Source organism: Caballeronia sp. GACF4 (assembly GCF_023631025.1).
Lineage (GTDB): Bacteria > Pseudomonadota > Gammaproteobacteria > Burkholderiales > Burkholderiaceae > Caballeronia.
This window is the reverse complement of record NZ_JALQDW010000009.1, coordinates 150844-172458: the sequence shown is the minus strand read 5'-3', so window position 1 is coordinate 172458 and position 21615 is coordinate 150844. Positions and strand designations below refer to the sequence as shown.

Annotated in this window: 16 protein-coding genes; 15 read left to right on the top strand and 1 reads right to left on the bottom strand. The window is 60.5% G+C overall.

The window, feature by feature from the left end:
- Positions 1-4 precede the first annotated feature (4 nt).
- Positions 5-1282 carry a dihydroorotase gene (locus NCR40_RS10600; protein ID WP_244826102.1) on the top strand — a complete coding sequence of 426 codons (1278 nt, stop codon included), beginning with the start codon at positions 5-7 and terminating at the stop codon, positions 1280-1282.
- Positions 1283-1297: 15 nt separating this feature from the next.
- The gene (locus tag NCR40_RS10595) at positions 1298-2113 is read left to right on the top strand and encodes a lysophospholipid acyltransferase family protein (protein ID WP_250465469.1); all 816 of its coding nucleotides are present in this window, start codon (positions 1298-1300) and stop codon (positions 2111-2113) included.
- Here NCR40_RS10595 and NCR40_RS10590 read toward each other — a convergent pair.
- On the bottom strand, positions 2073-2939 hold the full coding sequence (locus tag NCR40_RS10590) for a symmetrical bis(5'-nucleosyl)-tetraphosphatase (RefSeq protein WP_250509431.1): 867 nt from the start codon (positions 2937-2939) through the stop codon (positions 2073-2075). The genes NCR40_RS10595 and NCR40_RS10590 overlap by 41 nt on opposite strands.
- Positions 2940-3304: 365 nt before the next feature.
- Here NCR40_RS10590 and rfbB point away from each other — a divergent pair, with 365 nt between their 5' ends.
- From rfbB to NCR40_RS10525, 13 genes are all read left to right on the top strand, one after another.
- Positions 3305-4366, top strand: a complete 1062-nt coding sequence (gene rfbB / locus NCR40_RS10585; RefSeq protein WP_250465467.1) for a dTDP-glucose 4,6-dehydratase — start codon at positions 3305-3307, stop codon at positions 4364-4366.
- Positions 4367-4376: 10 nt separating this feature from the next.
- A complete protein-coding gene (gene rfbA / locus NCR40_RS10580; RefSeq protein ID WP_250509430.1) occupies positions 4377-5270 on the top strand; it encodes a glucose-1-phosphate thymidylyltransferase RfbA in 894 nt (297 codons plus the stop codon).
- Positions 5255-5806: a dTDP-4-dehydrorhamnose 3,5-epimerase gene (gene rfbC, locus NCR40_RS10575; RefSeq protein ID WP_250509429.1), complete on the top strand. Its 552-nt coding sequence runs from the start codon at positions 5255-5257 to the stop codon at positions 5804-5806. The genes rfbA and rfbC overlap by 16 nt, the downstream gene beginning before the upstream one ends.
- The gene (rfbD, locus tag NCR40_RS10570) at positions 5803-6708 is read left to right on the top strand and encodes a dTDP-4-dehydrorhamnose reductase (RefSeq protein WP_250509428.1); all 906 of its coding nucleotides are present in this window, start codon (positions 5803-5805) and stop codon (positions 6706-6708) included. Before rfbC ends, rfbD begins: the two co-directional genes overlap by 4 nt.
- On the top strand, positions 6705-7658 hold the full coding sequence (locus NCR40_RS10565; protein WP_250509427.1) for a glycosyltransferase family 2 protein: 954 nt from the start codon (positions 6705-6707) through the stop codon (positions 7656-7658). The genes rfbD and NCR40_RS10565 overlap by 4 nt, the downstream gene beginning before the upstream one ends.
- 44 nt (positions 7659-7702) lie before the next feature.
- The gene (locus NCR40_RS10560) at positions 7703-9691 is read left to right on the top strand and encodes a glycosyltransferase family 2 protein (protein ID WP_250509445.1); all 1989 of its coding nucleotides are present in this window, start codon (positions 7703-7705) and stop codon (positions 9689-9691) included.
- A gap of 60 nt (positions 9692-9751) precedes the next feature.
- On the top strand, positions 9752-11536 hold the full coding sequence (locus NCR40_RS10555) for an HAD-IA family hydrolase (protein ID WP_250509426.1): 1785 nt from the start codon (positions 9752-9754) through the stop codon (positions 11534-11536).
- 174 nt (positions 11537-11710) lie between these two features.
- Positions 11711-13408: a glycosyltransferase family 4 protein gene (locus NCR40_RS10550; RefSeq protein ID WP_250509425.1), complete on the top strand. Its 1698-nt coding sequence runs from the start codon at positions 11711-11713 to the stop codon at positions 13406-13408.
- Positions 13409-13514: 106 nt separating this feature from the next.
- On the top strand, positions 13515-14411 hold the full coding sequence (locus NCR40_RS10545) for an NAD-dependent epimerase/dehydratase family protein (RefSeq protein WP_309962539.1): 897 nt from the start codon (positions 13515-13517) through the stop codon (positions 14409-14411).
- A gap of 38 nt (positions 14412-14449) precedes the next feature.
- On the top strand, positions 14450-15268 hold the full coding sequence (locus NCR40_RS10540; protein WP_250509423.1) for an ABC transporter permease: 819 nt from the start codon (positions 14450-14452) through the stop codon (positions 15266-15268).
- The gene (locus tag NCR40_RS10535) at positions 15255-16583 is read left to right on the top strand and encodes an ABC transporter ATP-binding protein (RefSeq protein WP_250509422.1); all 1329 of its coding nucleotides are present in this window, start codon (positions 15255-15257) and stop codon (positions 16581-16583) included. Before NCR40_RS10540 ends, NCR40_RS10535 begins: the two co-directional genes overlap by 14 nt.
- A gap of 77 nt (positions 16584-16660) precedes the next feature.
- Complete coding sequence (locus NCR40_RS10530) at positions 16661-20200, top strand: glycosyltransferase (protein ID WP_350029296.1); 3540 nt, start codon at positions 16661-16663, stop codon at positions 20198-20200.
- Entirely contained in the window at positions 20197-21534 is a 1338-nt protein-coding gene (locus NCR40_RS10525; protein ID WP_250509421.1) for a glycosyltransferase family 4 protein, read from the top strand. The genes NCR40_RS10530 and NCR40_RS10525 overlap by 4 nt, the downstream gene beginning before the upstream one ends.
- Positions 21535-21615 lie beyond the last annotated feature (81 nt).

The window sequence follows — 21615 nt, the reverse complement described above, 5'->3', positions numbered from 1 at the left end:
CGACATGAAGATCCAGATTCAAGGCGGCACGATCATCGACCCGGTTGCGGGCACGGAAGCGCGCAAGGACGTGTTCATCGCGGCGGGCCGCATCGTTTCGATTGGCGACGCACCGGCCGACTTTCACGCGGCCAAGGTCATCGCGGCCAACGGGTTGCATATCGCGCCGGGTTTCGTCGATCTCGCGGCGCGTCTGCGCGAACCGGGCTTCGAGCACAAGGCAACGCTCGAATCCGAAATGGCCGCGGCGATGGCAGGCGGCGTGACGAGCCTCGTCTGTCCGCCCGACACCGATCCCACGCTCGACGAACCCGGCCTCGTCGAAATGCTCAAGTTTCGCGCGCAGAAGCTGCATCAGGCGCATGTCTATCCGCTGGGCGCGCTGACTGTCGGCTTGAAGGGCGAGGCGATTACCGAGATGGTCGAGTTGACCGAGGCGGGTTGCATCGGCTTTTCGCAGGCGGATAACCCTATCGTCGATACGCGCACGATGCTGCGCGCGTTGCAGTACGCGACCACTTACGGCTATACCGTGTGGCTGCGTCCGCAAGACGCGTTCATGGCGAAGGGCGGCGTGGCGGCAAGCGGCGCGGTGGCGTCGCGGCTCGGGCTGTCGGGCGTGCCAGTGTCGGCGGAGACCATCGCGCTGCATACCATCTTCGAACTCATGCGCGTGACGGGCGCGCGCGTGCATCTGTCGCATCTGTCGTCGGCGGCGGGCGTCGCGCTCGTGCGCGCGGCGAAGGCCGAAGGTATCGCGGTCTCGTGCGATGTCACGATCAACCACGTGCATCTGACGGACGTGGATATCGGCTACTTCGATTCCCAGTTCCGCCTCGATCCGCCGCTGCGTCAGCAACGCGACCGCGAAGCAATACGCGCGGGTCTCGCGGACGGCACCATCGACGCGATCTGTTCCGATCACACGCCGCTCGACGACGACGAAAAGCTCCTGCCTTTCGCCGAAGCCACGCCGGGCGCGACCGGCCTCGAACTGCTGCTCTCGCTGACGGTGAAGTGGGCGCACGAAGCCAACTTGCCGCTCGCGAAGGCGCTGGCGCGCATCACGTCCGCGCCCGCCGACGTGCTGAAGCTGCCGGCCGGACGCATTACCGTGGGCGCGCTCGCCGACCTGTGCGTGTTCGATGCCGCCGCCGAGTGGCGCGTCGATCCGAAGAAGCTCAAGAGCCAGGGCCACAACTCGCCGTTCCTCGGCTACGAGTTGCCGGCGCGTGTGCGCGCGACGATCGTCGGCGGTCATCTGGCTTACGAAAGCCGTTAAGCGCACGAGTCGCGCATGAACCAGGCATTACGCAAGCTGCGGCTTCTGGTCCATCTGCTGTATGGCATGTGGGTCGTGGCGCGGCGTTTTCCTCGCGCATCGGTGGATGAGCGGAGCGCGATGAATCGCGCGTGGTCGCTTGAGATGCTGCGTCTGTCCGGCATGAAACTCGTCGTGCATAACGACGAAGCGCGGCTCGATCGCGGCGTGCTGGTGGTCGGCAATCACGTTTCGTGGATGGACATTTACGTCATCAATGCATGGCGGCCGACGCCGTTCGTCTCGAAGGCGGAGATTCGCAACTGGCCGGTTGTTGGATGGCTCGCGCATCAGTTGGGCACGGTGTTCGTACAGCGCGAGAAGCGTAGCGACGCGAAGCGCATCATGCATGAACTCTCGAACCGCCTGCTCGCGGGCGAGATGATGTGCGTGTTCCCCGAAGGCACCACCAGCGATGGTCAGGCGCTCCTGCCGTTCCACGCGAACATGTTCCAGGCGGCGGTATCGGCATCGTGTCCGGTGCAGCCGGTGTGCATCATGTACGAGGATGCGCACGGCAAGCAGTCGCTCGCGCCGGCGTATATCGGCGACATGACGCTGAGCGATTCCCTCGACGCGCTTCTGAACGCGACGCCGCTCACGGCGCATCTCTATGTGTGCAATCCGCTCGCGCCGGGCGCTGACCGCCGTCTGCTTGCGAGTGAAGCCCAGGCCGCGATTCTCGCCGCGCTCGACACCATGCGTGGCGGCGCGGCAACGGCGGCTGATCTCGTGCCGCTCGCCGAATCGCTCAACGCTGTGTCGGCTTCATCGCGCAACTCACCTGCGTGATTACGCGCTGAGCCGGGTCTTTGGTCAGCCGCACCGCTGAGAGCTTGTTGCCCCAGACGCAGCCTGAATCGAGACACAGCACGTCGTTGCGGACCATCAGACCAAGCGCGGCCCAGTGTCCGAACACCACCGTCACGTCCTGCGTCTTGCGGCCGGGCACATCGAACCACGGCAGATAGCCGGGCGGCGCGGCATCCGGCCCGCCATTGTTGGCGAATTCCATCGCGCCGTCGGCGGTGCAGAAACGGATGCGTGTCAGCGCGTTATAAGTCACGCGCAGGCGGTCGGCGCCGGTGAGCGACTCATCCCATCGATGCGGCTCGTTTCCATACAGCGTGGCGAGCGTCGCTTTCCAGTCGGGCGCGCGCAACGCTTTTTCGAGTTCGTGCGCGAGTTCGAGCGTCATCGTCGCGTCCCATTGCGGCAGCACGCCGGCGTGAACCATGAGCGCGCCGTCCTCGAAGTGCGCGACGGGCTTGTGGCGTACCCATTCGATCAGGTCAGCCACGTCGGGCGCGTTGAGGATGTCGTCGAGCGTGTCGCCTTTCTTCGGCTTCCGCAGGCCGGCCGCGACCGACAGCAGATTCAGGTCGTGATTGCCGAGGACGACGGTGGCGCGCGAACCGAGCGCGATGATTTCGCGCAGCGTTTCCAGCGACTTCGGTCCGCGATTGATGAGGTCGCCTGCGAACCAGAGAGGCGTATCGGCATCGGGCGCGGCTTTTTTCAGCAGTCGATGGTAGGGATCGCAGCAACCTTGCAGGTCGCCGAAGACGAGCGGGGCGGAGCTAGCGTGAATTACGGTGGCGTTGGTGACGTCGGTCATCGATGGAAAAAGTGAGACGGTGGACGCGCGGCGTCGGATAGCGAGCATTATGAAACACGCGATAACGACTTGGCTGCCGCTTCATTAAGCATTCCGCGAACCTTCTACTACGCGCGTGACGACGCGGCGGGATTGGCTTGTAATCGATAATCGCTAGCTGTATCAAGTTGTTAGCCGTGTAGTTTTTGCACTTGGTGGCCTTATAATTGACGGCTTACCAAAGTGGGGCATCCGGCGAATCAAGATTGGTGACAATCGGTCAATGTTTTCGCTGGAACGCGCACATCGCGCGAAATGCGCAATTTTTTCCATAATTCGAGCGCGCTTTCAGTCGAGCAAAGCTGTGAGCGGTGAAGAGGGCTTCTATGATTCTCGTGACGGGCGGTGCCGGTTTTATCGGCGCCAACTTTGTGTTGGATTGGCTCAATGGCTCTGACGAACCCGTTTTGAACGTCGATAAGCTGACGTATGCGGGCAATCTCGGAACGCTTCAGTCGCTCAAGGGCGACGCCCGTCATGTGTTTGCGCGTGCCGACATTTGCGACCGCGCGGCCATGGACGAACTGCTCGCGAAGCACAAGCCCCGCGCTATTCTGCACTTTGCCGCCGAGAGTCACGTAGACCGCTCGATCCACGGCCCGGCAGATTTTGTTCAGACCAATGTGGTCGGTACGTTCGTTCTGCTCGAAGCCACGCGCCAATACTGGAGCGCGCTGCCTGAAGCCGAGAAGCAAGCCTTCCGCTTCCTTCATGTTTCGACCGACGAAGTGTTCGGCTCGCTGTCCGCAACTGATCCGCAGTTCTCCGAGACCACGCCGTACGCACCGAACAGCCCGTACTCGGCTACGAAGGCCGGCTCGGATCATCTGGTGCGCGCATATCACCACACATACGGCTTGCCGGTTGTCACGACCAACTGCTCGAACAACTACGGCCCGTACCAGTTCCCGGAAAAGCTGATCCCGCTGATGATCGCGAATGCGCTCGGCGGCAAGCCGCTGCCCGTTTATGGCGATGGTCAGAACGTGCGCGACTGGCTCTACGTGGGCGATCATTGTTCGGCAATTCGTGAAGTGCTGGCGCGCGGTGCGCTTGGCGAGACGTATAACGTCGGCGGCTGGAACGAGAAAAAGAACCTCGAAGTCGTGCATACGCTGTGCGATTTGCTCGACAAGTTGAAGCCTAAGGCGAGCGGTTCGTATCGCGATCAGATCACGTATGTGAAGGATCGTCCGGGCCATGACCGCCGCTATGCTATCGACGCGCGCAAGCTCGAGCGCGAGCTCGGCTGGAAGCCTGCGGAGACGTTCGAAACGGGGCTCGAGAAGACGGTTCAGTGGTATCTGGACAATCAGGCGTGGGCTGACGAAGTGGCTTCCGGTGAGTATCGGAAGTGGGTCGAGACGAACTACGCGCAGCGCGCGTGAGGAACTGACAATGGCGCGCAAGGGCATCATTCTCGCCGGCGGCTCCGGCACGCGGCTTTATCCGATTACGCATGCGGTGTCGAAGCAGCTCCTGCCCGTGTACGACAAGCCGATGATCTACTATCCGCTGTCCACGCTCATGATCGCAGGCATTCGTGACGTGCTCGTGATCTCGACGCCGCAAGATACGCCGCGTTTCGAGTCGATGCTCGGCGACGGCAGTCAGTGGGGCATGAATATCCAGTACGCGGTGCAACCGTCGCCGGATGGCCTCGCGCAGGCGTTCGTCATCGGCCGTGACTTTGTTGGCAACGATCCGTCCGCGCTTATTCTCGGCGACAACATTTTCTACGGTCACGATCTCGCGAAGCAGCTCGAAAGTGCGGACGCGCGCACCGAAGGCGCGACTGTGTTTGCCTATCACGTGCATGATCCCGAGCGTTATGGCGTGGTTGAGTTCGACCAAAAGTTCCGCGCGCTGTCGATCGAGGAAAAGCCCGCGAAGCCGCGTTCGAACTACGCGGTGACGGGTCTTTACTTCTACGACAACAAGGTGTGCGATATTGCAGCCGACATCAAGCCGTCGCCGCGTGGCGAGTACGAAATCACAGACGTAAATTCGCGTTATCTCGCGGACAAAAAGCTCGATGTCGAAATCATGGGACGTGGCTATGCGTGGCTCGACACGGGCACGCACGATTCGCTGATCGAAGCTGCCACGTTCATCGCGACGCTGCAAAAGCGGCAGGGACTCGTGGTGGCTTGTCCTGAAGAGATCGCATATCGCAAGGAATGGATTGGCGAAGAGCAACTTCTCGCGCTCGCGAAGCCGCTTGCGAAGAACGGCTACGGTCAATATTTGCTCAATCTTCCGAAGGACCAAGTCGCATGGCCATCCAGGTAACGGCAACGGCGTTGCCAGAAGTCAAGATCATCGAACCGAAGGTGTTCGGTGATGCGCGTGGCTTCTTTTACGAGAGCTTCAATGCGCGTGAGTTCGCCGAGCAGGTGGAGGCGGGCGTCGAGTTCGTGCAGGACAACCATTCGCGCTCCGCGAAGGGCGTGCTGCGTGGCTTGCACTATCAGATTCAGCATGCGCAGGGGAAACTCGTGCGCGTGGTCGAAGGCGAAGTGTTCGATGTCGCTGTGGATATCCGCAAGAGCTCGCCGAACTTCGGGAAGTGGGTGGGCGTGAATTTGTCGGAAGCGAATCATCGGCAGTTGTGGGTGCCGCCGGGGTTCGCGCATGGATTCGTCGTGCTATCGGAGTCGGCGCAGTTTCTTTATAAGACGACGGATTACTGGTATCCGGAGTTTGAGCGGAGCTTGCTTTGGAACGATGCTGATGTTGGCATCGAATGGCCGATCGACTTCGAGCCGATGCTCGCGGCGAAGGATGCGGCGGGCAAGCGGTTGGCGGAAGCCGAGGTGTTTGCATGAGCGAGCGCACGATTCTGATCACAGGCGCCAACGGCCAGGTCGGTTACGAACTCGCCCGAACCATGCAGGGTCTTGGGCGCGTCGTTGCGCTGGACCGCGCGGCGCTCGATCTGGCGAATCTCGACGCATTACGTGCCACAGTGCGCGACATGAAGCCGGCGATCGTCATCAACGCGGCGGCTTATACTGCGGTCGATCGGGCCGAGTCCGACCGGGACGCGGCGTTTCGTCTCAACGCGGAAGCGCCTGGAGTGCTCGCCGACGCGTGCGCAAAGCTGGACGCACTCTTCATTCACTACTCGACGGATTACGTTTTCGACGGCAAAAAAGCGGGTCCGTACCAGGAAAGCGACGCGACGGATCCGCAGAACGTGTACGGCGCGAGCAAGCTGGCCGGGGAGAAAGCGGTTATCGCTTCAGGCGGCGCGCATCTCATTTTTCGTACGAGTTGGGTGTACGGAGCACGCGGCACGAACTTCGTACAGACCATGCTGCGCCTCGGGGCCGAGCGCGACGAACTTCGCGTGGTCGCCGACCAGATCGGCGCGCCAACTTGGTCGAACACCATCGCAACGTCGACGGCCCACGTAGTGGCCTCGGGCCTAAACGCTTCGGGAACGGACTACTGGGCCGAGCGTTCCGGCGTCTATCACCTGACAGCGTCGGGCGCGGCGTCGTGGTATGACCTGGCGCGTGCCACGTTCGAAATCGCGATGGGCGACGCGGCGCCGCGCGTCGTTCCCATTGAAGCGAAGGAATATCCGACACCCGCGCGCCGGCCGCTGAATTCGCAACTGTCGAATGAGGCGCTGGCGAGGCGCTTTGGTGTTCGGCAACCTCATTGGCGAGAGGCGCTGGCGCTCTGCCTGGCGGCTCGCGAAGCTCCGGCTCGCCGGGGATGAGACCCACCATAGGCGAGCGCAGCGACGCCCATTCGCGAGCCGGTGCGGTCGTCGTCTTCTTTTATCCGGACAGTGAAGCCGTTGCGAGGGCGAACCGGCTGTCTGGCATCCTGCCTGTGGTGGTGGTCGACAATACGCCAGCGAGCGCGGGCCAAATTGCGTTCAATGCTCCGGCGGGGCTCCACGCCGCCGTTGTGTATCTCGCCAATGCCGCCAATGTCGGCATTGCCGCGGCGCAGAACCGGGGTGTCGACGATCTGTTGCGACGAGGCTTCGACTGCGCGCTGCTGTTCGATCAAGACAGCGATGTGTCGCTCGAGCTTGTCGAAGGGCTGGTCGGGACGCTTAAGCGGTTGAGGCAGATCTGCAAGGTCGCTGTTGTCGGTCCTGCGTACGACGACCCGCGTCTCGGCGGCATCACGCCGTTCGTCAGGTTCGGTGCGTTCGGGATCGAGCGCGTGCTTGCTGAAGGGCAAACGCCGCTGGAAGTCGATTTTTTGATCGCGTCGGGCTCGTGCATCGACTTGTCGGCCTGGCGGGCCATCGGCCCGATGGACGCCGCGCTGTTCATTGACTTCGTCGATCTGGAGTGGTGCGTGCGGGCCAAGCGAGCAGGGTTCGGTGTGTTCGGTCTGCCGTGGCTCGTCATGCGTCACAGACTCGGCGAGGAACCGGCGGTCGTTCTCGGGCGCCGATTCGCAATGCATTCTGCCTTCCGGCATTACTTTTTGTTTCGGAATGCGCTCGCATTGATTCTTTATCGCCGCAACATGCCGTTGGGCTGGAAGCTGTCCGAACTCAAGAAGCTGCCCGTGCGTCTAGTGATCTACCCGATAGCTTCAAAGCGGCCGGGCGAGCAGATCCGAATGATCGCGCGGGGGGTGTTCGATGGCATCAGAAACAGGTTGGGTCCGTTGCGCCAAGGTTTCACCGAGCGGCAAGAACGGTAACAAACATACCCGCGGTCGCGCATCGTGCGCATGTAGAGAGTTCTATGAAAGAGAAGTTCAAGAGGATTGCCACGTCGCGTGCCGTGCGCGCCACGCTGCAGCGCCTGCCGACCCGGTCGCGCCATGCGCTGAGGCGCGCGCTCAAAGCGACTTACTGGATGGCGACTCCGCATTTGCTGCCGCAGCGGCTGAAGTTTCTGCGGATGCGTAGACAGCTCGGTGGCGTGGCGGCGGTCAACGTGACGGCGGCCTCGGTGTCGATCACGCCATCGTACTTCTCTTTCGCTCCGCAGAAAACGCGTTCGTCGACGGGCGTCTGGGCTCCGGTACATGAGGCCGGCCGCTACTCGCTCGACACGGACTGGAAGCAATATCGCTACGCCTATCTGCCCCCGCGCCGCCCCGACGACATTGCGCGACGGATTGCCGCGCTGAAGAGCCGTCCGTTCTTCAGCATCGTGACGCCCGCGTACAACACGCCGGTCGATCTGCTACAGAAGCTGCTCGCGTCGGTAGAAGCGCAATGGTACGGCGATTATGAACTGATCATCGTCGACGACCACAGTCCCAGCGAGACGGCGCGTGAGGCGCTGCACGCGGCGGCGGGAAATCGGGTGAAGGTCCTTCGATTGGAGCGGAACGCCGGCATCTCGGAAGCGACGAACGCGGGGATTCGCGAAGCGCGGGGCGACTACGTTGTCTTCCTCGATCATGACGATGAACTGACGCCCGATTGCCTGTGGGAACTTGCGATCGCCGCTAATGCCACGGATGCCGATTTCATCTATAGCGACGAAGACAAAATTCTTTCTACAGGAGAGTTTTCCGAGCCGTTCTTCAAGCCGGACTGGTCGCCTGACACCGTCATGAGCACCATGTTCACCTGTCACGTCAGCGCAGCGAAGCGCGCGCTCGTGATTGAACTGGGCGGCCTGCGTTCCGAATACGACGGCGCGCAGGACTGGGATTTTGTGCTGCGGATCGCCGAACGGACGCCGCGCATCGCGCATATTCCAAAAGTGCTTTATCACTGGCGCGTCATCCCCGGTTCGGTCGCCGCGGATCTCGCCGAGAAACCCTATGCGGTCGATGCGAGCGTGCGCGCTCGCGAGGCGGCGCTCGAACGTCGCGGTTTGAAGGGTGTCGTCGAGCCTTTGCCGTTTCTGCCGGGACATGCTCGCGTCAAATACGAAGTGTCGGGTTCGCCGCTCGTCTCGATCGTCATTCCGAGCCGCGACAACGGGACGGTGCTCACGCGATGCGTCGAGTCTATTTTCGCGCGCACGACGTGGCGCGAGTTCGAAATCATCGTGATGGATAACGGTTCGCGCAGGCCACAGACGCTGGCGCAACTCGACGCGCTGGCTGCGATGGAACGCGTCACTGTCGTCCGGCACGACTTCCCGTTTAATTATTCCGAGATTAATAACGTAGGGGCACGGCGCGCGCGCGGCGAGTTCCTACTCTTTCTCAACGACGACACCGAGGTGATCTCGCCCGACTGGATGGAGCGGATGCTCGGTTACGCGCAGCTTCCGCACGTCGGAGCCGTCGGGGCGAAACTGATTTTCCCCGGCACGCGATCGATGCAGCACTGCGGAATCGTCAATCTCGCGGCTGGACCAGGCCACGCCTTTTTCGCTGCCGACGCGGACACGCCGGTCGCGTTTGCCCGCAACATGCTCGAATACGACTGGATTGCAATAACCGGCGCGTGCCTGCTGATCCAGCGAAGCAAGTTCGATGTCGTCGGCGGTTTCGATGAGACGTTTCCCATTGCCTACAACGACGTAGACCTCGGCTTCGCTCTCGTTGATGCGGGCTTCTACAACGTGCTGTGTCCATCGGTCGAATTGATTCATCACGAGTCGCTGACGCGCGGCGACGACAGTCTCGACCCGGAAAAGCTCGCGCGGCTCGTACGCGAGCGCCAGCGCTTATATGCCAAGCATCCGCGATTCTATATGCGAGATCCGTTTCACAACCCGAATCTGTCTCCCAGCGACGTCCAGTTCCGTATTCCCGCCGGCTGAGCCACCGCCGACGGCCAGGCGAGCGCCGACTTCGGCCGGCTCGTCCCAGCACTCGATCATATGAACACGAAAGACAAGGTCCAACTTGACATCCGGAAAGCCACGGCGGCCGCCGAGGTCATTTCGTTCGATATATTCGACACGCTCTTCGTGCGCCCTTTGTGCGATCCCGAGGATCTTTTCGATATTGTCGGCGACCGTATCGGCATGCGTGATTTTCGTGAGCGCCGTCGCGCCGCGCAGTCCAAGGCTTTTCAGGTCATGCACGCCAACGGTTTAAAGGAAATCACACTCGATGGCATCTATGCAGTGTTCGATGGATTGCCGGTGGCGCGCGACGAAGTCCGCAAGATCGAATTGGATCTGGAACTCGAGCTCACGCGCCCGAATCCGGAGCTGATCGACCTTTTCCTTGAACTGGCGAACGCTCGTCGCGTGGTCATTACATCCGACATGTATCTTCAGCTCGACTTCTTCGAGGCGCTGTTCCATAAGTATGGGCTGCCGCGCGTGCCACTGTTCATCTCGTCTCACCGCAATGCCACGAAGCGCGATTTCGGCGAGTTGTTCGATATCGTTGCGGCGGAGTGTGGCGTGGCGCCCGAGCGCGTTTTGCACATCGGCGACAATGAACTGTCGGACGTACGCCGGGCGCGAGAGAAGCGGCTGGCCGCGTTTCACTACGTGGATGCACGGCGCAGTTCCCTGCCTGCCGTCTCGACGCCCGCTGCCTCGCTCGCCGCTGGCATGTTCCGCGCCTATCCGGGCAAACTGAACCCTGACTCGTTCGGCGCGCTCGGGTTCGCGGTCGGCGGTCCGGCGGCTCTGGCCTTCTTGCACTGGATCAACCGAAAAGCCGTGCAGGATGACATCGAGCTGATCCTGTTCACAGCACGCGACGGCTACGTGCTGGACCGAATGGAGAAGCGCGGCCACGGCGGGCAATTCGGACGCTGTGAGTACTTCAAAAGCTCGCGTACTGCCCTTACGCTTGCCGCCATCGACGAAACCAATTTTGAGCAGCACATTCCGCTTCTCCTGTCAGGCGCCGAAGAACTGTCGCCGTTTGAGTTGCTGGAGCGCATCGGCGTGGTCGCTCCGGCAGACAACGTCATGCGCGACCTCGGACTCGGCCCTGAGATACTGCTCGATCCGACGACCATAGAGCTTTTCAAGTCTTTCCTTTGGGCAATCCGGTGGGAAATCCTGAAGACGTGCCGTGAGACGCGCGCCGCACTCTTCAACTACCTCATCGAATTGGGCGTAAAGCCGGGCATGCGTATCGCCATGGTCGATGTCGGATGGAACGGCACCACGCAGGAAGCATTTCACTGCGCGCTGCAGGGCATGTTTGACATCGAGTTATATGGCTACTACCTGTGTCTGACCGAGCATCCGGAATGCGTCCGGCGCAGGAAGAAATTGCGCATGGACGCGCTGCTGACGGCGCGCTCCATCGGCCATCGCCTGCTCGAGCGTGTTTACGCGAACCGCGTCGCGGTGGAGCTATTTTTTTCCGCGCCTCATCACGCGGTGATCGGCTACAAGTTCGATGCCGAAGGCCGGGTGCTGGCAGTGGAAGACCAGGGCCGCGGCGCGACGCACGAATTGAGCGACATTTCGGACGCCATTTCCCGCGGCGTCGAGGAGTATGGCGCTTACGCGAGCGAACTGTTCCGGCGTGTTCGCGTCGATCCCGCGCCGGAGGAGGTAGTGAAGCCGTTGCTCGCATTCGTTGAAAATATGCCGGCGCAGGCGATGCGTCTGCTTCAGTCGGTTTCGAATTTCGATGCCTGGGCCAGTAGCCGGAACCGGGATGTCAGCTTGACTGAATATCTTGGTTGAGAGTTATCTCGTGTGACTGGCGGCGGGCGCAGCGATCGGGCGTGAGGACGGCCGTTTGCACGCGATTCGGGATGGACGCAGTCTAGAATGAGTCGCGGTACCAGCGATTTTGCAGTGACACTCGGGCGGGATTTGGGTTTGCGGAGTGGGCGAGGGGTTCCGATAACTATGACGATGGAATTGAAAAAAGAGCTGGGCGGTGGTTTCGACGCCGCTTTCTATCTCGCGACCTACGCAGACGTGGCTGCGAGCGGAGTCGATGCCCGCGAGCACTACATCCGATGCGGCCGCGGCGAAGGCCGTGCTGCGAACGCGGCGGAGCTGCACTTCGCGCGAACCGAGCCGTTCGACGCGGCGTACTACCTGGAGGCGAATCCTGATGTCGCAGCCGCAGCCGTCAACCCGTACGAGCACTATGTGCAGTTCGGCAAGGCCGAGGGGCGTCGGGCCACACGCCCTGAGAATGTGGCGTCTCCGCGTGATGTGGAGGCGGCGCGCCGGCTGGCTGCCGAGGCCGGCTATCCGGATTTCGACGCCGCTTTCTACTTCGAGGCTTTTCCGGACATCGCGGCTAGCGGCATGACCGCGCTCGATCACTTTCTCAAGTATGGGCGATACGAACACCGCGTCACCCACGCACTGGATGTCGCTGCGCAGTGGCGTCCGAATGGATGCGATCCTCAACGCGAAAGTGTGCTTGTCGTGGCTCACGACGCGTCCCGGACGGGCGCGCCGATTCTCACCCTCAACGTCTGCGAGGAACTCGCGAAGCGTCTGAACGTGATTACCGTGCTGCTCGCGGGCGGCCAGCTCGTCGAACACTTCCAGCGTGTAAGCAGCCAGACGCTGGTGGTGGACGAGCCGGCGTTGCGTCATCCGCTCGTCATGGACAAACTGGTGCGGGACATCGACGCTCGGGTGGCGGTGCGGCACGCCATCGTCAATAGCAGCGAATCGCGAATGATTGTCGAGCCGCTGACGGCTCACGGTTACCGCGTTGTGTTTCTCATTCACGAGTATGTGAGTTATATGCATTCGCGCTCCGCGACGGTCGACGCGATCAATCGCGCGACGAAAGTCGTGTTCTCGGCGGAATCCGTGCGCGACGACGCGATGGACGCCGATACGCGCGATGCACTCGCTTCCTCGGTGGTGTTGCGGCAGGGCAAGTCGGTGATTCCGCTGCGATTGCCCCACAGCGTGGACCCTGCAATCGGGCAACCTGATCACTACGAAACGGGCGTAGCCAAGCCTGATACGGCCGATGCCGTAAAAGCGCTACTCGGCGACGCGAACCCTGGTCGGCGACTCGTGCTTGGTGCAGGAACAGTGCAGTTTCGCAAGGGCGTCGATCTGTTCTTTGCTACCGCAGCGGAGTACGCGCGCACAATGCCGGAGCAGGATTTAGTGTTCGTCTGGATCGGGGCTGACGATGAAAGCGATCTTTCCTACACGGCCTGCCTCGACATGTTGCTCGACCGCACCCGGCGGCAAGGCGGACAGGCCTTCCTGATGCAACCGACGGACCGTCTCGAGGAACTCTATGGACTCGCGGACGTGTTCTTCCTGTCGTCGAGGATGGATCCGCTGCCCAACGTCGCCATTGATGCCATGACGGCGGGTTTGCCCGTCATCTGCTTCGACGGCGCGGGCGGGATGGCAGAAATCCAGCGGGAGGTCTTGCCGCAAAAGTCGAACGTCGTAGTGTTCGCGAACATCTCGGAAGCGGCGGCTCGTATTCGAGCCGTTCTCCAGGAAAGTGAAAAGGGCGAACAGGTCCGTGAAGCGAACCGACGTCTGGCGCGCCAGATGTTCGACATGCAGTCGTACGTGGCAGCGCTGGTCGGCCTGCTGTGGCGCGCTGAGGACTGATTGACAGATTTGCCGATGCGACTTGCGTAGCGAGCCGTGGCGTCGGCCAATAGGAGATACGAAGTTGGTACCACAAGAGGTTCAACGCGGAGGCTCAGCGCCTCGCGTGCTCGTACTGGGCGGAAACGGCTTTCTCGGACGTCACCTCGTGCGGGCGTTGTGCATGCGCGGCGCCGACGTACGCGTTTTCGACCGCGGGCTTCAACAGCACGCAAGCGGCAATATCGTTTATTGCCAAGGCGATCTCGCATCTGGCCAGGGGCTCGACGAAGCGTTGGAGGGCGTCGATGTCGTCTACCATCTGATCAGCACGACGATTCCGAGCACATCGAACGCCAACCCGGCGTTCGATGTCGAGAGCAATTTGCTGGGCACGCTGGGCCTGCTCGACAAGATGAAAGCCGCAGGTGTCCGGAAGATCGTGTTCACGTCATCGGGCGGCACCGTCTACGGCAATCCGCGTCAGGTTCCGGTGCCGGAAGACGCGCCGCTTGAACCGATCTCTTCTTACGGTATCGTGAAGGTCGCGATCGAACAGTACCTTCGCCTCCATGCAACCCTTCACCAGTTCGATGCGGCCGTGTTGCGGCTCTCCAATCCTTATGGACTCGGCGAGACGCGCATTGGCGTGCATGGCGTCATTCCCACTTTCTTCACGAAGACGCTCGCGCGTGAACCCATCGAAGTCTGGGGAGACGGCACTGTAGTGCGCGATTATCTACACGTGGACGACGCAGTGAAGGCGCTAGTGCTTGCGTCGGAGTGGCCGGGGTTCCGTCTCTATAATGTCGGCAGCGGAGCAGGGCATTCGCTCCTCGACATCCTGAACACGATAAAAAACGTTTCCGGAATGGATCCGGACGTCGTGTTCCATCCGCCACGTTCATTCGATGTGAAGGCGACATATCTCGACATTACCCGGATCACCAGTGAAACGAGCTGGCGGCCGACTATCGATCTCGAACAGGGCTGCCGCATGTTCTGGGAATCGTTCAAAGCTTAGTTGTCGTCGAAATCGCGCTTGAGCGCGTCAGAAATCCAATGCAAAGAAACTCCATTGCGCCGGCAAGTTTTTTCCGATCGATGATCGGCAACCGGCATCTCGTGCGACAGATGGTCGTGCGGGAGATCGCGTCGCGTTACCGCGGCTCGGCTCTCGGGATCGTCTGGTCGTTTTTCATTCCTGTGCTGATGCTCGCCATCTACACGTTCGTCTTCAGCTTCGTGTTCAAGGCCAGATGGCGCGTTGGCAACGATTCCAAGACCGAGTTCGCCCTCGTGCTCTTCGCCGGACTGATGCTGTTCAACATGTTCGCGGACTGCGTTAATCGCGCGCCTCTGCAGATCGTCTCGAACGTGAATCTCGTCAAGAAAGTGGTGTTCCCACTCGAGATCCTGTCCGTCGTCGCCGTGGCGGCATCGATCTTTCAAATGCTCGTCAGTCTCGTCGTCTGGCTAGTGTTTTACGTTGCCGTGTTCGGCGTTCCGCCGGTCACGGCGCTGTGGTTGCCGCTCATCGCGCTGCCGCTCGTGCTGATCACTTTGGGCGTCACGTGGTTTCTCGCGGCGCTCGGCGTCTATCTGCGGGATGTCGCGCAGATAACGGGCGTCATCACGACCACGCTCATGTTTCTCACACCGATCTTCTTTCCCGCCTCGGCGGTGCCGGAGCAGTTTCAAATACTTTTTCTGATCAATCCGTTAGCTTCGATCATCGAACTTGCGCGCAACGCGCTCATCTGGGGCAAGTCGCCCGATCCGTTCATGTGTAGCTATCTCATCGCCAGCAGCGTGGCCGTGGCATGGCTCGGTTTCGCCTGTTTCCAGAAGACTCGGGGAGGCTTCAGTGACGTTCTCTGATTCTTCTATCGTCGTCGAGGACGTCAGCAAGTGCTTTCATATCTTCGACAGGCCGGGCGACCGGCTGAAGCAAATGATCTATCGCCGGCGCAGTTTCTCACGGGAATTTTGGGCGTTGCGCGACATTTCTTTCCGCGTCGCGCCGGGCGAGACGGTCGGTATTGTCGGACGCAACGGCTCCGGCAAGTCCACCTTGCTGCAGATGATCTGCGGCACGCTCGCGGTGACATCCGGCAACATCCAGGTCAAGGGACGCGTGGGCGCGCTGCTCGAACTCGGCTCGGGATTCAATCCGGAGTTCACCGGGCGCGAGAACGTCTTCCTGAGCGCGGCGATTCTCGGTTTGTCGCGCGAGGAGACGGAGCACCGGTTCGACGACATCGTCGCGTTCGCGGATCTCGCGAACTTCATCGATCAGCCTGTCAAGACATATTCCAGCGGCATGGCCGTAAGGCTGGCGTTCGCCGTCCAGTCACAGATCGACCCGGATATTTTGATCGTGGACGAAGCGCTCGCCGTCGGGGACGCGCGCTTCCAGGCCAAATGTTTTGACCGGCTCAAGCGGCTGAAAGAAAACGGGACGAGCATCCTGCTGGTCACACACTCGAGTGATCAGATCGTGAATCACTGCTCGCGTGCGATTCTTCTCGACTCGGGCAGACTCGTACTCGAAGACGAACCGCGTGCCGTCGTGAACCGGTACATGGATCTGTTGTTCGGCCGTGATCGCGAAGCGGCCGAGAAGAGCTCCCCCGAACTCATCGTTTCCGGCACTACCGATCACGGCACGGATCTCAATCCGCTCAGCCTCTCGAAAGACGTGTTTTCCGAGAAATCAGCGTACAACCATCACGAGTACCGCTGGGGCGACGGCGCCGCGTCCATCCTCGATTTCTCTCTGGAAGCAGACGGGCATCTCGATCCGCGTTTCGTGACCTCCGGCCAATTGATGCGGCTGGCCGTCTCGGTCCGTTTCAATCGCAATGTGGTGCGGCCCATCTTCGGTGTCACGATCAAGACGAAGGAAGGAGTGACGGTTGCCGGAACGAATAGCGAACTGTTGTCATCCGAAGTGCATACACATGGACTTGGCGTCGCGGGAACAGGGGTCGTCGTGAAGATGGACTTCAAGTGCCTGCTCGCGACGGGCGATTACTTTATCTCCATCGGTGTCGCTTCTCGCGCGGAGGAAGCAGTGGTGCCGCATGACCGCCGATATGACGCGGTCCATTTCTCGGTTGCGCCGGCCTTGCATTTCTATGGGCTGACCGATCTCGACATGACCATGGCCGTGACTCCCGTTTCTCCGTCCTGATGCGCCGCGATACATCGCCGCGTCAGCTAATGCCGCTTTGGCGGACCCGATACAGTTAGGCAGAGTTGTCCCATAACATGGACTTATCCCGTTTCTTTCAATTTGATGAATCGATCCGCGTCTGGGTCGAGAAGGCGCACCAACCGTTCGACTACTCTGACGGCGAAGAGCAGGAGAAGTACATTCTCGACGCGCTTCGCGGCAGCGCCGATGTCAGTACCAGTTCGGTCGAACTGTTCGGCCGCATGGTGGACTGGCCTTCAACGTATCATCTGACGCCGCGCAGGGGGAATCTGCTGCGTCCGTTCAAGTCGTGGTTTGCGGGTAAGCGCATTCTCGAAATTGGCTGCGGTTGCGGCGCGATGACACGCTTTCTCGGTGAGGCCGGCGCGACTGTCGTCTCGGTGGAAGGCAGCCTGATGCGCGCGACCATTGCGCGGGAGCGTTGCCGCGATCTGGACAACGTCGAGATCATTTGCGCGACAAGCGAGAAAATCGATCTGCTGGGCGAGTTCGACGGGGTCATGTTGATCGGCGTGCTCGAGTACGCGCGCAAATTTCTGGGCGAGGACGGAACGCGCCGGCTGCTGGCTGACTGCGCGGCGCGGCTGGGCGAGGGCGGCAATCTCTTCGTCGCGATCGAGAATCAGCTTGGCCTCAAATATTTCGCTGGCGCCGCGGAAGATCACACCGGCGTACCAATGCTTGGCATCGAGGAACGTTATTCGCCGGTAGGCGTGGCGACATTCGGGCAAGAAGAACTTGGCCGGCATATCGCCGCTGTCGGTCTCGACTCTCAGCAGTGGTGGTATCCGTTCCCGGACTACAAGCTGCCGCTTTCCCTGTTCAACGAAGACGCCGCTTCGGGCCGGCTGGGCGCGGACTTCGGACCGATGATCGCGAGCGCTTCGTCTGCCGATCCTCAGCGACCTTTCTATCAGGTATTTTCTCCTGAACGCGCGTGGATGCCGGTTTTCCGCAACGGCCTGGCATCGGCGCTCGCGAACTCGTTTCTGGTGATTGCCTCGCGAAAACAAGTCGCCGTTTCTGACCCAGCGGTGGTGGCTTGTCATTACTCCGTGGAGCGGCTCCCGGAATTCGCGAAGGCGCTTCAGATTCGCCAGGCCGATGAGGGCAGGCTAGTCGTTCGTCACTCGCGAGTGTTTCCCGACCGGCCCTTCCCACCATCCAATGTCCAGGCGCTTCCGGTCGACGATGCGCCGTTCTTCGCGGGCGAGCATTGGCAGCATCGGCTCTCGCAATTGTTATCTGTGCCGGGGTGGTCGGTGGAAACGTTCACTGAATGGTACGAACGGTGGCTGCAGGCGCTGAAGATTGAACTCGGACTGGGTGCGAAGGACCCGCTGCCCGCCCTCGACACGCCGATCGACGGCCGTCTCGTCGACGGACTGCCGCGCAATCTGATCGTCAGTGGTGAACAGGCGCGTTTCTTCGATCTCGAATGGAAGCTGGGCGAGTCGATTGAGCTCGGCTATCTGCTGTTTCGGGGCGCATATTGCTCGCTCTGGGAACTGCGGTCCGTCGCCGCACCGGCGGAGGGAACGTCGCTGCATTTCCGGGCATTGTTCGAGGCGGCACTCGCGCGCACATCGGTTACGGTCGGCGACGACGCGCTGGAACGTTTCGCTCGCACGGAGCGCGATTTCCAGCAGAGCACTGCTGGCAGGTCGAGCGTTGACCGCGATAAAGTTTTTCATGCTGAACTGATCGTCGCGCCGACCACCGCGACCGAAATGACGCATCTGAACGAGCAAATTCTTCTCAAGGACGATGCGCTGAAAGTCCAGCGCACAGAAATTCATCGGCTGAATCTGCTTCGGGAAGAGAAAGCGCCGATTTTCGAGGAAATGAGTTCGCAGATCCGGCAACTGAACGAACGCATCATCGATGAGGTGGGCGAGAAGGACCGAATTATCGTTCAACTGAGTGAAGAGATTCGTCGCCTCAACGGAGTCTTGCAAGCGAAGGATAGTCAGATCGCCATGCAAACAAGCGAAGGCATCAACGGCGAGTTGGCGCAACTGCGCGCGCGTATCGAGCAGAAAGATGCGGAGGTTGCGCGGCACAGCGAACTTATGGCGAGCAGCGAAGAGGCGCTTGCCACGGCTTCCAGAGATCTCGAGGCGTCGAGAAATCTCCTGGAGATGCAGGGCAACCGCATACGCGAACTGGAGCAGGCAGCACGGTCGGATGCACTACTCGAGCAAGTTTCGGCCGAGAGCGAACACCTTCGGGCCCAACTCGATCGTTCATACGAGGCACGGGACGCGCTGGCGCGCACAAAGTGGTTCCGGCTGCGCGATGCGCTGACGCGCCGGCCGCTCTCGGCAAGGCAGTTCGCACGCGCGGCTTATCTGATCGGGGCCATGTCGACTCCCCGGCTCGCAAAGCGTCCGCTGTCACGTTTCGTGTCGCAAGCGCGGGCACTAATCTCGCCGCCTCCCGATCCTGTCGTGCCGCAATTGCCGGCTGTACCAGTTGCGCGCAGAGGTTCCAGCGCCAACAGCTACATCGTGCGACAGAACAAACCGGACCTGGCGCAGCGGCCTCGCGTGCTGCATGTCATCGCCAATTTCATGACGGGCGGTTCTTCGAAGCTCGTGGTCGATCTGATCGAGGGTATCGGGCATCGTTATCAGCAAACGATTCTCACGAGCTTCATTCCCACGCCCGAGGCTTACACGGGTGTCGATATCCACGAAATTCGCCAGCCAGGCGAAGCAGCCGAGTTTCTTGCATTCTTCAAGGCGCAGGCTCCCGACTTCATTCACGTTCACTATTGGGGCGACTGCGATGAGCCTTGGTACGCGAAAGCCTTCGCCGCCGCAGAGGCGCTTAACATTCCCGTCGTGCAGAACATCAATACGCCGGTAGCGCCGTTTCTTTCGCCTTCCATCGTGCGCAATGTCTATGTGAGCCAATATGTCGAGCACGAATTCGGCGTGCAGGACGCTCCGAGTTGCGTGATCTATCCCGGCTCCGACTTTTCGTTGTTTTCGCTGAGAGAGAACGAAAAGCCGAGCGGGACGCGCGTCGGGATGGTGTATCGCCTCGAACGCGACAAGCTGAACGAAAGCGCCATCGTTCCATTTATTCGCGTGGCGCAGATGAATTCGAAGGCCCGGATCCTGATCGTAGGCGGAGGAAGCCTTCTCGAGCCTTTCAAGGCTTCGGTTGCTCAAGCGGGTGTCAGCGAGCAGTTTGACTTCACTGGATATGTCGGCTACGACGAACTTCCGAACCTTTACCGTCAGATGGCGGTGTTCGTCGCGCCGGTCTGGAAGGAAAGCTTCGGACAGGTAAGTCCGTTTGCAATGAACATGCAAGTCCCGGTGGTCGGATACGACGTCGGCGCGATCGGAGAAATTGTAGATGACGAAAATTACCTTGCGCCGGCCGGTGATGCAGAGGAACTCGCAAAAATAGTTAACCAGTTGTTGCAGGATATTCCGGAACGTTCTAGATTGGCGCTCGCCCACAAGAACCGAGCGCAACAGCACTTTTCGCTTCAGGCAATGGTGTCGGCCTATTGCGCGCTTTACGACAATGTGCATGCAACGGTCGTCTCACGGAACTCAAGTTCAGCTTTTTCATGAAAATCGCGTTTTTTGTTCACTGCTTCTTTCCGGGACATTTCTACGGGACAGAAACATACACGTTGAATTTGGCGCTTCGGCTCAAAGAGCTGGGGCACGACCCCGTAGTGGTGACGGCGATTTTTCCAGGTGAAGAGCGGCAGGCCGCCGTTGTGACTAGATACGAGTATCGAGGCATTCCGGTGGTGTGCTTCGACAAGAATTACATGCCAAACAGGCGGGTGCGGGATACCTATCACCAGCCCGAAGTTCGTGAGGTGCTGGAAGGCATCCTCGACGAGATTCATCCTGATCTGGTGCATGTGACGCATCTCGTCAATCACACTGCAGTGCTGCTCGAAGTGTTGTGCGCGAAGGGCATTCCCACTGTCGGCACGCTTACGGATTTCTATGGCGTGTGCTTCAACAACAAGCTTGAGAATGCTGCGGGCGACCTATGTGCCGGCCCCAACGCGTCACGTTCCAATTGTCTGGCGTGTTACGGAAAGGCCGTCTCGGCACAGCCGGGTGCAAGCCCCCGATATAGGATTTTCGCGAAGGAGAAGTTCGCAGAACCTGCGGCTTCGCTGATCATGCGCGCACGTGGACTGGACCGCATCAGACAAAGTTCGATTGGCCCGGTGATCGAAGATCTTCGTCTGCGCCCGGATGCTCTCAGAAATCTTTACGCCCAATATGCGGCGCTCATCACGCCCACGGCTTTCCTGCAGCACGCTTATAAAGACAACGGATTCAAGAACCCGATGCATGCCATCTGGTTCGGAACGGATATCGATCGTAATCAGTTGTCCGATACACGACCTGCAAATGGCCCGGTCCGGTTCGGCTTTATCGGGCAAATCGCTCCGCATAAGGGAACGGACCTGCTGATCAATGCGTTCAACCGGTTGCCGAAAGGGCGCGCGACGCTGGATATCTACGGGCCTGCGCAACAGGATCCGCGTTACTTCGCGGAGCTTGAGAAGATCGCGGGCGAAGGCGTGCAATTCCGCGGAACGTTCCCTTCGACCGACATGGCGCGTGTGCTATCGGGCATGGACGTGCTGGTGATTCCGTCGGTGTGGTACGAGAACAGTCCCTTGGTGCTGCTCGATGCGTTGGCGACGAATACGCCGGTGATCGTCTCTAACGTCGAGGGTCTGACCGAATTCATCAGCGAAGGTGAGACGGGGTTGTCGTTCGAGCGAGGTTCGGTGGACGCGCTGGCGGTCGCAATGCAGCGGCTGGTCGATGACCGTGATCTGCTCAGTGCGATGATCGCAAAGACCGCGTATCCGCGTACTGTGAGCGACATGGTGGACGATACGCTTCGCGTCTATGGAACCGTCGTTTGACAAGCGTAGCAGGCCGTCTTGGAAGCTGTTGGTTCAAGCATTCGGCAAAGGCCCGCAAATTGACTGACGCATTTCTTCGTG

What these genes read in the sequence shown, in the direction of transcription:
- NCR40_RS10600 (WP_244826102.1), top strand. Translation starts at nt 5, where the DNA reads ATGAAGATCCAGATTCAAGGCGGCACGATCATCGACCCGGTTGCGGGC.
- NCR40_RS10595 (WP_250465469.1), top strand. Translation starts at nt 1,298, where the DNA reads ATGAACCAGGCATTACGCAAGCTGCGGCTTCTGGTCCATCTGCTGTAT.
- NCR40_RS10590 (WP_250509431.1), bottom strand. Translation starts at nt 2,939, where the DNA reads ATGACCGACGTCACCAACGCCACCGTAATTCACGCTAGCTCCGCCCCG.
- rfbB (WP_250465467.1), top strand. Translation starts at nt 3,305, where the DNA reads ATGATTCTCGTGACGGGCGGTGCCGGTTTTATCGGCGCCAACTTTGTG.
- rfbA (WP_250509430.1), top strand. Translation starts at nt 4,377, where the DNA reads ATGGCGCGCAAGGGCATCATTCTCGCCGGCGGCTCCGGCACGCGGCTT.
- rfbC (WP_250509429.1), top strand. Translation starts at nt 5,255, where the DNA reads ATGGCCATCCAGGTAACGGCAACGGCGTTGCCAGAAGTCAAGATCATC.
- rfbD (WP_250509428.1), top strand. Translation starts at nt 5,803, where the DNA reads ATGAGCGAGCGCACGATTCTGATCACAGGCGCCAACGGCCAGGTCGGT.
- NCR40_RS10565 (WP_250509427.1), top strand. Translation starts at nt 6,705, where the DNA reads ATGAGACCCACCATAGGCGAGCGCAGCGACGCCCATTCGCGAGCCGGT.
- NCR40_RS10560 (WP_250509445.1), top strand. Translation starts at nt 7,703, where the DNA reads ATGAAAGAGAAGTTCAAGAGGATTGCCACGTCGCGTGCCGTGCGCGCC.
- NCR40_RS10555 (WP_250509426.1), top strand. Translation starts at nt 9,752, where the DNA reads ATGAACACGAAAGACAAGGTCCAACTTGACATCCGGAAAGCCACGGCG.
- NCR40_RS10550 (WP_250509425.1), top strand. Translation starts at nt 11,711, where the DNA reads ATGGAATTGAAAAAAGAGCTGGGCGGTGGTTTCGACGCCGCTTTCTAT.
- NCR40_RS10540 (WP_250509423.1), top strand. Translation starts at nt 14,450, where the DNA reads ATGCAAAGAAACTCCATTGCGCCGGCAAGTTTTTTCCGATCGATGATC.
- NCR40_RS10530 (WP_350029296.1), top strand. Translation starts at nt 16,661, where the DNA reads ATGGACTTATCCCGTTTCTTTCAATTTGATGAATCGATCCGCGTCTGG.
- NCR40_RS10525 (WP_250509421.1), top strand. Translation starts at nt 20,197, where the DNA reads ATGAAAATCGCGTTTTTTGTTCACTGCTTCTTTCCGGGACATTTCTAC.